Below are 11382 nucleotides of genomic sequence, written 5' to 3'. Positions count from 1 at the left end.
TCCCTTGCTTGGATTGTTGAACAACAGTACTGTGAGCGGTGATCCACGGAATAGACGTGCGTCACATGTGCACTGCGCACGGTGTCGGCTCCGTTCCCCCTACTCACCCTCGGAGGGCTCCTGTGGCTGACGCCTCAACCCCCAGATCGTCTTCGGCGGATGCACCCCGCCATCCCAAGATCGAAGAAGACCCGCAGACCAATGGTGCCTCAGACATCGACGGCCCTCTGAGCGCCGGGCGCACGGAGTCCGACAGTCCGGAACCGAATGGTCCGATGCTGATCCGCACCCGCCGCACCGCGCTGCTCGGCGCGATGTTCCTGATGGCCACCAGCGCCGTCGGTCCGGGCTTCATCACCCAGACCGCGACCTTCACCTATCAGCTCGGCGCCGCCTTCGGCTTCGCCATTCTGATCTCGGTGCTGGTGGACATCGCGGTGCAGCTCAACGTCTGGCGGGTGCTCGGGGTCTCCGGGCTCTACGCCCAGACCCTGGGCAACCGCATCCTGCCCGGCCTGGGCTGGGCGCTCGCTGCGCTGATCTTCTTCGGCGGAATCGTCTTCAACATCGGCAACATCGCCGGTGCCGGCCTGGGCCTCAACGCGATGTCCGGCATGGACGCCCGCATCGGCGGCGGACTCTCCGTGATCCTCGCGCTGCTGATCTTCCTCTCCAAGAAGGCCGGCGTCGCGCTGGATCGGATCGTCGTCGCCTGTGGCGCGGTGCTGATCCTGCTGATGATCTTCATGGCCGTCACCACCGCCCCGCCGCTCGGTGAGGCGCTGCGCCAGACCTTCGTGCCGGACCAGGTGGAGTTCCTGGTGATCACCACGCTGATCGGCGGAACCGTCGGCGGCTACATCACCTATGCCGGCGCCCACCGGCTGATCGCCTCGGGCAACACCGGGGTCGAGAACGTCAAGGCGATCTCGCAGACCTCGGTGCTCGGGATCATGGTGGCCACCCTCATCCGCTTCCTGCTCTTCCTGGCCATCCTCGGGGTCGTCTCCACCGGTGTGGTCCTCGCCGAGGACAACGTTGCCGCCGATGCCTTCTCAGTGGCTCTCGGGGAGATCGGGCTGCGGGTCTTCGGCGCGGTCTTCTGGGTCGCCGCGATCACCTCGATCCTGGGCTGCACCTACACCACGGTGTCCTTCCTGACCACGAAGAACACCAAGGAGCGCACCAAGAACTGGTACTTCCTGGGCTTCCTGGTGATCACCACCGCCGTGTTCCTGATGCTGGGCCAGGCGCCCCAGACCCTGCTGATCATGGCCGGCGCCTTCAACGGCACCGTGCTTCCGCTGGGCTTCGCGGTGATCCTCTACGCCGCCTGGCGCCGCCGGGACCTGCTGCAGGGCTATAAGTACCCCAAGTGGCTGCTCATCCTCGGCTTCGTGGTCTGGCTGCTGACCATCTTCATGGGCTACAGCTCGCTGGGCGGTCTGGCCAGCCTCTGGACCGAAGGATGAGTCATCGCGCTGATCATTCCGGCCGTCGTCCTGGGCAGCGCCTCGCTCGAGAATCCGCCCGGGGTCACCGCTTCGCCGACGGCACGGTTCCTGAGTCGGGTCCTGGGCTGGAACAGCTGAGTCCCGCCGCGGCCCGGGCGCAGTTCCGCGCCGGGCTGCGGCGGCCCACCAGCGGGATCAGCCCGGGCTTCGCACAGGTGAACCTCCTGGCGCTGCCGCGAGAGCTGGCCTTCGACATGCTGCTCTTCGCCCAGCGCAACCCGAAGTCCTGCCCGGTCCTCGGCGTGTTCGAATCGGGCCAGTTCGACGACGCCGGCGCGGTGAGTCCGCTGCTGGCCCAGGGTGATCTGCGCACCGACATTCCCGCCTACCGGGTCTACCGCGACGGCGAGCTCATCGCCGAACCCGATGACGCCACCGAGCACTGGCGCGAGGATCTGGTCGCCTTCCTCATCGGGTGCAGCTTCACCTTCGAAACCCCGCTGCTCGACGCGGGGATACCGATAGCGCACATCGAGCAGGGCGTGAACGTGCCGATGTACAAGACCGCCATCCGCTGCGCACCGGCGGGCCGACTCAGCGGACCCCTGGTGGTCTCGATGCGCCCGCTGCCCGCAGACCTGATCGCCGACGCGGTGCGGATCACCTCACGCTATCCGGGCGTCCACGGCGCCCCGGTGCACATCGGCAGCCCCGCAGGCCTGGGGATCGCCGATCTCGGCGCCCCGGACTTCGGGGACCCGGTGGAGATCCCCGCCGGCTGGACTCCGGTCTTCTGGGCCTGCGGCGTCACCCCGCAGGCGGCGGTGATGGAGTCCAAGCCGGAGCTGGCGATCAGCCACGCCCCGGGGCACATGCTGATCACCGACCTGCCGAACGCGCAGCTTCAGGTGCCCTGAGGGCTGGGGATCACGCCGTCGTCGTCGGACTTTCTACCGTGCCCGGGGATCCGGCGCGCCACCCCCTGATGCACGTCATGGCGGCCGTGGACCAGCCAGTAGAGCACCAGGGAGAGCACGACGACCCCGGCGCACATCGCGTACATGAAGCGGTAGTCCGCATAGCTGACCAGGGGGCCCAGCAGCAGCGGGGAGAAGCCGAATCCGGCGTCGAGCATGATGAAGAAGGTCGAGATCCCGATGCTGGTGCGGTGCGCGGGCAGGTCTGAGGCGATGATCGCCTGGAGCACCGGCAGCAGCGAGCCGAAGCCGAACCCGGCCAGCACCCCGGCGGTGAGCAGCACCCCCTGGTTCGGCGTCCAGGCGAGCAGGCCCATGGCGATGATGTAGCAGATCACCGCCGGATAGACCGCCCAGTTGTCCCCGTAGCGGTCCTGGACCTTGCCCATGAAGAGCCTCGAGACCAGCACTGCGCCGGCATAGATGACGAAGAAGATCGAGGCCGCGTCGACCATGTCGAGGCTGCGTGCGTAGCCGTTGAGGAAGGTCATCACCGAGGCGAAGCCGATGCCCAGCAGCATCGCCACCAGGGAGATCTTGAAGGCTCGGGGCTCGATGATGTCCCGCGGGCGCAGGGTCAGCTTCTCGACCAGGCTGGTGCGCCAGGGCTTGTCCTCGGGCAGCCGCAGGAACAGCGAGAAGACCAGGGCGACCACCGAGACGATGGTGACCGCGACGAACATCGCCCAGAAGTCGTAGCGCTGGGTCAGCTGGATCGCGGCCAGCGGGCCGATGGCCGGGGGCAGCGAGTTCGCCAGCAGGTAGTAGCCGGCGCCCTCCCCGCGTCGGGTGCGCGGGATCATCGCGAAGACCCCGGCGTTGAGCGCGGTCTGCCCGAAGCCGAAGGAGATCCCGTGGACCGCGCGCAGCGCGATGAGCATCTCATAGCTGTCCACCACGAGGTAGGCCAGGCCGGCGAGCACGTAGACGACCAGACAGGCCAGCACGGTGCGGCGCCGGCCCAGGAAGTTCACGTACTTTCCGGCGAAGATCCGGGCCGCCAGCGCGCCCACCACGAAGGCGGAGGCGGCGAACCCGGCGGCGGTCTCTCCGGCGGAGAACTCCTCGGCGGCGTAGACCGCAAGGCCGGTGACCAGCACGAAGAACACGATGGCCAGGAAGAGGTTGATCACGATCGCCAGCAGGAAGTCCTTGGTGAAGAGAGGCTCCTTCGGCGCAGCGGCAGTCTTCTTGGCGGCGATCACAGCCCGATTGTTTCATGGTCCGCCGGGGAAACGACCGCCGGGGCCAGTGTTCTCACCCATCGTCTGGATCAGGGGGATGACCACCCCGGTGTGGCACGCTGGGGGGATGATTCACAGCGTCCGGGAGATGGGGCAGCGGGCCCTCCTCATCGAGGTCACCGCAGAGAAGGACCGCCCCAGCCTGTTGGCGCATCTGGCCGAGCATCCCTTCACCGGCCAGCTCGACGCGATCCCCGGGGTCAAGACCGTCCTGGTGGACTTCCGTCGACGTCGCGACGCGCAGGCGGCGCTGAAGCAGGCGAAGCGGCTCAAGCTGCGACGGCGCAGATCCGGGGCTGCCGACGGCCCCGCCCGAAGGGACGCCGCCGGGAAGGACCCTGCCGGGACCTACGCGACTGCGGAGAACACCGCGCGGGAGCAGACCGGCGACGCGCGGCCTGAGGTCACGATCCCGCAGTCCTATGCCGAAGGTCTGCGGCTCGAGGAGCGCGAGGCCGTGCTGGAGGTGCTGCCGGCTGCAGCCTGTCAGGAGCCCGGCCAGACCCTGGTCCAGGACATGGGCCGCTACGGCTTCGGCGGCCTCGGCGTGGGCCGTGCAGGGCCGGCTGACTTCTCCGCCGCGCGCCAGGCGAACCGACTGATCGGCAATGACGACTCCGCCGCGGTCCTGGAGATCTGCGGGGGAGGGCTCAGCGTGCGCCTCTGCCAGACCTCGATCCTCGCCGTGACCGGCGCCGAGGTGTCCCTGGAGATCATCACGCAGGAACCGGTGCCGACCTCCCGCGGAGGCACCGAGGTGGCGCAGACCACCGAACGCAGCCGCACCGCCCCGGGCCGCGCCCCGTTCTGGGTCTTCCCCGGCGAGGTGCTGCACCTCGGACCGCCCCGGCGCGGGGTCTACAGCTACCTGGGCATCTCCGGCGGACTGGAGGCGCCCGTGGTCCTGGGCAGCGCCTCCACGGACACGGTGGCCGGCCTCGGCCCGGCCCCGGTGCAGGTGGGGGATCGTTTCGCGCTTGCCGGCGCGGCCTCGCGCTTCGTGGGCATCGCCTCCGTCGCGCCCACCCCGCTGCCGCTGCCGCAGGAGACCACGGTGCTGCGCTATGTGCCCGGGCCGCGGGTCGAATATTTCGGCACCCGCCGCGCCGGGGCCGCAGGACTCTCCCGACTGGAGGGTCAGCCCTGGGAGGTCATGACCGGATCCAGCCGGGCCAGCCTGGTGCTCGACGGCGACGATCCGCTCACTCGCACCCAGCCCGATGCCCTGCCGGCGGAACCGCTGATGCGCGGCGCCATCAGCATCGCCGAGTCCGGTCAGCCCATCGTGGCGCTGGCCGAACACCCGGTCACCAGCTCTGATCCGGTGCTGGGAGTCGTGGTGCGCGAGGATCTCTCGCTGGCGGCGCAGCTCTCGCCCGGTGCTGAGGTGCGGTTCCAGGCCGTGGACCCCGAGACGCTGGGTGCCCTCAGCACTCGATGAGATAATGGCCGACGTCGCGGTGCCCGGTGAGGTCACCATGTCAGCTTCCCCCCCCCACCTGTATGACCGAGGAGTCCATCATCTCTGCCGAGTCTTCCGCCTCCCAGACCAGCAACCAGGGCGACGTCGCGCCTGCGCAGCCGCGTGAAGGCTCCGCGTCGCCCATGGAGTCCCGCCGCACCTCGCTGCCGGGCAACCTGATCCGCGGCGCCATGATCGGTACCGTGGAGACCGTCCCGGGAGTCTCTGGAGGCACCGTGGCACTGGTGGTCGGAATCTACCGGCACCTCATCGATTCGGCCTCCCATGTGGTCTCCGCCGGGCGGGCGCTGATCAGCGGACCGGATCGGCGGGCAAGCTCCATGCAGCACCTGCGCCTGGTCGAGTGGAAGGTCATCATCCCGGTCATGATCGGGATGATCGTCGCCGTCTTCACCATTGCCGGTCCCATGTCGGACGCCGTGGAGGCCTACCCCGAGCTCACCCGGGCTGCGTTCTTCGGGATGGTGCTCGCCTCGATCTTCGTGCCGCTGCAGATGGCCTGGTTCGACCGTTCCGGCCCACTGAAGGCCTCGCATGTGCTTGCCGGCATCGCCGCCGCGGGGCTGACCTTCTGGCTGGTCTCGCTGCCACCTACCGCGGTGGAGCCCACCTGGTACGTGATCCTTCCGGCGGCGGCCATCGCCGTCTCGGCGCTGCTGCTGCCCGGGCTCTCCGGATCCTTCCTGCTGCTGACCTTCGGACTCTACGAGCCCACGCTGCGGGCCGCCGCCGATCGTGACCTCGCCTACCTGGGCATCTTCGCGCTGGGCCTCGCGCTCGGCGTGATCTCCATCGTGAAGGGTCTGAAGTGGCTGTTGGACCACCGTCACCGGATCACCATGGTGGTGCTCGCAGGGGTGATGCTCGGCGCGCTGCGCACGCTGTGGCCCTGGCAGGACGAGGGCCGCGGAATGTTGGCCCCGGGTGATGATCTCGGACAGGTGCTGCTGCTGGGAGCCGCAGGGTTCGCCGTCGTGCTGGTGCTGGTGCTGGTGGACTACCGGCTGGCCCAGCGCCAGGTGCGCTGACCATGGCGAGCGCGACGACGACGGCGCGCAATCAGCCACGGACGCTGCTGCTGGTCGCCGCGCTGCTGAATCTCGTCCCGCCGACCGCCTTCGCTCTGCCCGTGGTGCTCCAGGCCAGCCCGGAGCAGTTCAGCCTCGTGGCCGCGACGGGGTCCCTCGCCGCTGCGCTGTGCACGCTCTACGCGCTGCGCATGGCGGCGCTCCCGCGGAGGATCCGCATGCTCCTGGGTGGTGTGGCGGTGCTGGCCGCGGCGTTCTTCATCGGCGGCGATGCCGCGGTGCGTGCGATTCCCGCGGAGGGCATCGGGCCGGGACTGATCCCCTTCATGGGGATGCTGCTGCACCTCTGCGCGGCGGCCACCCTGTTCACTCTGGGGCTGGTGCACCCGCGTTCGAGAACTGCAGCCCGGCAGCACTGAGGGTAGGCAGCACTGCGGAAGGACGGGTCGACGCGGGAGGCCTCTGGGCTCGGGTCCTGCGGTGCAAGGTGGCGTGCTGGGCAGCGCCGCACTTTTCCGCTACCCGCAGATGTCCTGCCGCGGGGCCTGGTGGACAGCCGATGATCGTCGAATCCTGTGGATCAACACCGATGTGATCGTGCCCAGGGTCAGGGTCGCCATGAACAGCACGCCGACCGCGAGGAAGCCCCAGCCCACGCCGAAGGCGATGAACCCTGAGAGGGCAAGCTGGGAGGCTTGGGTCATGTCTGCGCCGTACACCTATGCCTCTTTCGTGGTGCTGTGGGGTGTGCCCAGGTGGGCCCAATCTCCGCTGGAGGAATTCAGCTTCTGCCAGACCGCACCGATGTAGGCGCTCTGCAGGATCAGCGCGTAGATCAGCTCGGGAATCACCATGGCCGCGAAGAGTCGTCGTCGCCAGGGCTGGTCCCAGACGGTGATCACGCGCTCCAGGGCGAACACTGCGCCGATGAGGAGCCAGAAGGGCTCCACCCCGAGGAAGCCGTTGACCGCATAGGAGACCGTCGTCAGCCCGATCAGGGTGCTCATCAGAATCACTGAGAGCGCGAGCATGACCTGTTGGTTGATGTAGCGCCTGGTCACGTGATTCCACCCCATCTCGGTGATGTTCTGCAGGGCGCCGAGGTACCACCGACGACGCTGACGCCAGAGAGTCGGGATGTTCGGCATCGTCTCGGTGGTGCTCTGACACTCGACGGGGGACCGGACCTTCCAGCCGCAGGTCTTGAGCGTCATGGTCAGGCGCATGTCCTCGGTGATGGTCTGCTCGTCATAGATCGAGCCGAATCGCGACTCCACATCTATCAGGGCCTGCCAACGGATCAGGGCCGCGGTGCCCGACATGACGAAGGTCTTGCCCGTGCGCTCGATCTGCTCGGCATATCGGGTCCACTCGAGGAACTGGCAGAGCTCGAGATAGCCGGTGGGTGGGTCTGCGCGGAATACCGCCCCGACTCCGCCCACCTCGGGGTCCTCGAACTCTTGGAGTGCTCGTTCGATGAACCTCGGGACGATCTGGGTGTCTGCGTCCATGATCAGCACGAGCCCTCGTCGCTCGAGCACGTCCAGCGCCTGGTTCAGAGCTCCAGCTTTGCGGGCCGTGTTGTCCAGGGTCTCCATGACGTCAACGCCGAATGCTTCGGCTATCTCCACCGTGTGATCGGTGGAACGATCGGAGACCACCAGAATCCGGTCGGGTGGGACCGTCTGGGCTCGCAGTGATGCGATGGTGGCAGGCAGGGCGCCAACCTCGTTGTGGGCAGGGATGACCGCGGTGACCCGCGGTCGGACAGGGGAGGACACAGAACGGGGTTTCCTTACTGCTGCCAGCCCGGGTCTGGTGCAAGGAGACCCGACTGGATGCGTTATATACTTCAACTTTGAAGTACTCTTCGAGATTAATCTAGCGCACTCTTCGCGTGTGTCCAGGGAACGTGATAAGAGTCACAGACGGGCATCGTCCCCGGTCAGGAGTGGTACCGGGGCGGAAGGCTGCCGCGAAGGTCCTGGATTGGGTGCTCAGGGCCTGGTCCAGATGTGCAGCAGGTACCCATAGGACAGGCCCAGACGATCCGGATGGCTGCGCAGCCACTGCTCCGCGACGTGGGCTGGGAACTCCAGGTGCAGGACCCGCTCGAGGTCGCTTCGGCGGTGGAACTGCCAGCGACTCATCACGGCCGCGGTCCGTGCGCCCTTCTCCTGCCACCAGGTCGAGGGGTAGCTGTCCCGACCCTGTGCCGCGGCGGGCGCACTGGCGCGCAGCAGCGCCGCAAACTCGCCGAGCACATGGTCATTGTCGATCACCACCAGCTTGCCCCCGGGTCGCAGCACCCGGGCGACCTCCGCCAGCCCCGCCGAGGGATCGAAGAACTCGGAGGGAAAGAAGTAGGCGAAGCGGGCATGGACCACGTCGACGCTGGAATCGGCAAGCGGAATATGCTCGGCCGAGCCGTGAAAGACCTTGGCCCGTCGGCTGCGGGCCCGGGCCGTGTCCAGGAGACGCTCATCTGGTTCGATCCCGATGGTCTTCTCCGCCTCGGAGTACTTCGGCAGCCAGTAGCCTGCCCCGCAGCCGAGATCCACCAACACCTTGTGTCGCCAGTCCGCGGCCAGTCGCAGCGCCTCCCAGAGCGTCCCCTGCGGGTCGATCGCGCCGTTCTCGATCTCATAGCCCGCCGGGTCGCCGCTCTGGTTCGCTGCAGGGACGAAGTCGTTGAGCGTCATGACCTGATTCTCGCAGAGTCTGACGCGCTGACAAGGGGTATCTCCAAAAAATGAGGCCGGGAGGACAGACAAGTCGGGCCCTAGAGACTTCAACCCAGCACGGGGCTAAGCTTGAACCATGCCGCCGCGGCACCTGTCATCTTCGTTGCACCCTTTGGAGCTTTCCCTGCCCTTCACGGGCAGCTGGAAGGTGCAGAACAGTCCGGCCAGACGTATCCCGAGCCACGGCACAGACCTCTTCGGGATCCGGTACGCCATCGACTTCGTCGCTGTGGACACGGACGGACGCACCGCCGGGTCGGTGAGTTGGCGCAGCGTGTTCGCCGCTGAGCAGCCGGAGCTGTTCTTCGCCTTCGGACAGGAGGTGTTGGCGCCGCGTGACGGCACCGTGCGGGTTATCCACGACGGCGAGGACGACCATGCGGCCAGGCGCTCCCAGCTCAGCCTGATCCCGTACCTGCTCGGACAGTCCTCCCGTGTCCGCGAGGGCCCGGTGGCAGTGGCGGGAAACCATGTGATCATCGAGGACCCGCGGAGCCGGTGCTTCATCGCCCTGGTGCACCTGCGGCGCGGATCGATTCGGGTCCACCCTGGGGAGCAGGTCAGCTCAGGCGAGATCCTCGCAGAATGCGGCAACAGTGGAAACTCCACCCAGCCGCATATCCATCTCCAGGCCATGGACAGCCTGGACCTGCACCGCGCCCACGGCGTCCCGATCGTGTTTCGCGGCTTCCACGAGCAGATCCGCAGCGGCGAAGCCGCGGTGATCTGGCACGGCGTTCCCGCGAATGCCTCCGTCGTCCAGCCGGTCCGGCCAGCCCGAGCCTGATGCTGATGCTGTGAGGAGGAGGCTATGTCGATGACCAAGCTGCAGCGCGACTGTGTGATCGCTGGAGGAGGCCCCGCCGGGATGGTGCTGGGCTGCCTGCTCGCCCGCGCAGGGCTGGAGGTCACCGTGATCGAGAAGCACCCCGACTTCTTCCGCGACTTCCGCGGAGACACCGTCCACCCCTCCACGCTCACCCTCCTCGGCGAGCTCGGGCTGCGCGAGCAGTTCCTGGCCCTGCCCGTCAGCCGGTTCTCCACCCTCGATGCCGTCATCGAGGGCGAGCGTCTCACCCTGGTCGACTTCGGAGTGCTCCGCGGACCCGATGACTTTCTGGTCCTCGCCCCGCAGTGGGACTTCCTGGACTTTCTGGCCCGCGAGGCGAAGGCCTTCCCCGGCTTTGATCTGCGGATGCACACCGAGGCGACCAGTCTGATGCAGTCCGACGACGGTGCCGTCGTCGGACTGCGCGCCCGCTCGGCTGACGGTGAGCTCCAGATCCGGGCGAGACTCACGGTGGCCGCCGACGGACGGGCCTCGGTGCTGCGCGCAGCCGCCGGGCTCACCCCGGTGGAGTCAGGAGTGCCCATCGATGTGCTCTGGTTCAGCCTCCCGCAGCCCGCCGATCCGCCCCCGCCCACCCTGGGCCACCTCTCCTCGGCCGGGATGGTCCTGACCATCGATCGCGGGGAGACATACCAGTCGGGCCTGATCATCAAGAAGGGTGAATTCCGGGAGCTGCAGCAGGCCGGACTGGAGGAGTTCCGCGCCCGGCTGATCCAGGCGGCCCCGGTGCTGGATGAGGTGGTGCAGACCCTCACCGACTGGAAGCAGGTCAAGCTGCTGACGGTGCAGATCAATCGGCTCCCGCGCTGGCACCGGCCGGGGTTCATCGCCATCGGGGATGCGGCCCACGCGATGTCCCCGATGTTCGGGGTGGGGGTGAACTATGCGATCCAGGATGCGGTGGCGCTGGCCAACGCGATCACCGCACAGCTGACGCAGGGGACCGTCCCGGAGCAGACGCTGGCAGCTGTGCAGGCCCGCCGGGAGCGGCCGGTGAAGCTCATGCAACGGATCCAGGGGCGCGGACATCGGGTGATCGCTCGCTCCACGACCGGGCGCCGGGTCATCCCGGCCCCGGCCGCGAAGCTGCTTCGCCTCTTCTCACCGGTGCTCCGCCGACTCACCGCGCGCGTCATCGGGGTGGGTCTGCTTCCGGAACACGTGCGCACCCCCAGCGCGGCACGACCCGGCGCGTCACCGGGCCCGATCCCGGGACCGGGCAGAGGATCGGGCGAACCAGGCCGAGTGAGCACATCGTGAAATGTGTCGGAAAACACCGCTGTGGCACAATGAGGACAAATTGAATCATCGCCACGTCCCCTGTGTGGGAGAGTCCGGCTGGCGCCCAGAGCAGTGCAGTCCCTGCACCCCTGGGCGCGGATCCGGCGCCGAAGGAGCAATATCCTCCCCGGGAACCTCTCAGGCACTCAGTACCGTGCAGGGGTGGCAACTCTGGAAAGCAGCACGTCAGGTCTACAACCCTGATGTGCTCACCGAAGGTGCAAGCCGGTTCTGCCCCCGTCTGACGGCGGCGGCCGGTGAATCTCTCAGGTCCATCACAGAGCGGGGGAGGAACCCGCGCCATCTCCATGCCTGGAAGGT

11 protein-coding genes and 2 riboswitches are annotated in these 11382 nt (G+C 67.8%); of the genes, 7 read left to right on the top strand and 4 right to left on the bottom strand.

Annotation, left to right across the window (positions count from 1 at the left end):
• Positions 1–275: 275 nt before the first annotated feature.
• Entirely contained in the window at positions 276–1472 is a 1197-nt protein-coding gene (locus LTI14_RS05580; RefSeq protein WP_241465296.1) for an NRAMP family divalent metal transporter, read from the top strand.
• A complete protein-coding gene (locus LTI14_RS05575; protein ID WP_241476015.1) occupies positions 1469–2371 on the top strand; it encodes a putative hydro-lyase in 903 nt (300 codons plus the stop codon). Before LTI14_RS05580 ends, LTI14_RS05575 begins: the two co-directional genes overlap by 4 nt.
• Here the strand turns inward: LTI14_RS05575 and LTI14_RS05570 are convergent.
• A complete protein-coding gene (locus LTI14_RS05570) occupies positions 2359–3636 on the bottom strand; it encodes an MFS transporter (protein ID WP_241465294.1) in 1278 nt (425 codons plus the stop codon). The two genes, LTI14_RS05575 and LTI14_RS05570, sit on opposite strands and share 13 nt — an antisense overlap.
• A gap of 106 nt (positions 3637–3742) precedes the next feature.
• Here LTI14_RS05570 and LTI14_RS05565 point away from each other — a divergent pair, with 106 nt between their 5' ends.
• From LTI14_RS05565 to LTI14_RS05555, 3 genes are all read left to right on the top strand, one after another.
• Positions 3743–5116 carry a 5-oxoprolinase subunit C family protein gene (locus tag LTI14_RS05565; protein WP_241476014.1) on the top strand — a complete coding sequence of 458 codons (1374 nt, stop codon included), beginning with the start codon at positions 3743–3745 and terminating at the stop codon, positions 5114–5116.
• A 62-nt stretch (positions 5117–5178) separates the two neighbouring features.
• A complete protein-coding gene (locus tag LTI14_RS05560; RefSeq protein ID WP_241476013.1) occupies positions 5179–6186 on the top strand; it encodes a DUF368 domain-containing protein in 1008 nt (335 codons plus the stop codon).
• Between the two features lie 2 nt (positions 6187–6188).
• Positions 6189–6605 carry a hypothetical protein gene (locus tag LTI14_RS05555; protein WP_241476012.1) on the top strand — a complete coding sequence of 139 codons (417 nt, stop codon included), beginning with the start codon at positions 6189–6191 and terminating at the stop codon, positions 6603–6605.
• Positions 6606–6704: 99 nt separating this feature from the next.
• Here the strand turns inward: LTI14_RS05555 and LTI14_RS05550 are convergent, their stop codons facing one another.
• The 3 genes from LTI14_RS05550 to LTI14_RS05540 form a co-directional block, all read right to left on the bottom strand.
• Positions 6705–6890, bottom strand: coding sequence for a hypothetical protein (locus tag LTI14_RS05550; RefSeq protein ID WP_241470529.1), 186 nt, complete (start codon positions 6888–6890; stop codon positions 6705–6707).
• Positions 6891–6905: 15 nt separating this feature from the next.
• Complete coding sequence (locus LTI14_RS05545; RefSeq protein WP_241465289.1) at positions 6906–7967, bottom strand: glycosyltransferase; 1062 nt, start codon at positions 7965–7967, stop codon at positions 6906–6908.
• A 216-nt stretch (positions 7968–8183) separates the two neighbouring features.
• Entirely contained in the window at positions 8184–8888 is a 705-nt protein-coding gene (locus tag LTI14_RS05540; RefSeq protein ID WP_241476011.1) for a class I SAM-dependent methyltransferase, read from the bottom strand.
• Positions 8889–9042: 154 nt separating this feature from the next.
• On the opposite strand from LTI14_RS05540, the gene LTI14_RS05535 reads away from it, so the two are divergent.
• Together LTI14_RS05535 and LTI14_RS05530 are read left to right on the top strand one after the other, a co-directional pair.
• Positions 9043–9717, top strand: coding sequence for a M23 family metallopeptidase (locus LTI14_RS05535; RefSeq protein WP_241476010.1), 675 nt, complete (start codon positions 9043–9045; stop codon positions 9715–9717).
• A gap of 24 nt (positions 9718–9741) precedes the next feature.
• Positions 9742–11040: an FAD-dependent oxidoreductase gene (locus tag LTI14_RS05530; protein WP_241476009.1), complete on the top strand. Its 1299-nt coding sequence runs from the start codon at positions 9742–9744 to the stop codon at positions 11038–11040.
• Between the two features lie 55 nt (positions 11041–11095).
• Positions 11096–11226: riboswitch (glycine riboswitch) on the top strand.
• Position 11227: 1 nt separating this feature from the next.
• Positions 11228–11352, top strand: a riboswitch (glycine riboswitch).
• Positions 11353–11382 lie beyond the last annotated feature (30 nt).

This window comes from Nesterenkonia sp. YGD6 (genome assembly GCF_022565895.1).
In the GTDB taxonomy this organism is placed as follows: domain Bacteria; phylum Actinomycetota; class Actinomycetes; order Actinomycetales; family Micrococcaceae; genus Nesterenkonia.
Note: the sequence above shows the minus strand (reverse complement) of the source record. Positions and strands in the feature narration are given on the sequence as shown.

Bases quoted from the DNA above. Each gene is read 5' to 3' on its own strand.
- LTI14_RS05580 (WP_241465296.1), top strand. From the start codon at position 276: ATGCTGATCCGCACCCGCCGCACCGCGCTGCTCGGCGCGATGTTCCTG.
- LTI14_RS05575 (WP_241476015.1), top strand. From the start codon at position 1,469: ATGAGTCATCGCGCTGATCATTCCGGCCGTCGTCCTGGGCAGCGCCTC.
- LTI14_RS05565 (WP_241476014.1), top strand. From the start codon at position 3,743: ATGATTCACAGCGTCCGGGAGATGGGGCAGCGGGCCCTCCTCATCGAG.
- LTI14_RS05560 (WP_241476013.1), top strand. From the start codon at position 5,179: ATGACCGAGGAGTCCATCATCTCTGCCGAGTCTTCCGCCTCCCAGACC.
- LTI14_RS05555 (WP_241476012.1), top strand. From the start codon at position 6,189: ATGGCGAGCGCGACGACGACGGCGCGCAATCAGCCACGGACGCTGCTG.
- LTI14_RS05550 (WP_241470529.1), bottom strand. From the start codon at position 6,890: ATGACCCAAGCCTCCCAGCTTGCCCTCTCAGGGTTCATCGCCTTCGGC.
- LTI14_RS05540 (WP_241476011.1), bottom strand. From the start codon at position 8,888: ATGACGCTCAACGACTTCGTCCCTGCAGCGAACCAGAGCGGCGACCCG.
- LTI14_RS05530 (WP_241476009.1), top strand. From the start codon at position 9,742: ATGTCGATGACCAAGCTGCAGCGCGACTGTGTGATCGCTGGAGGAGGC.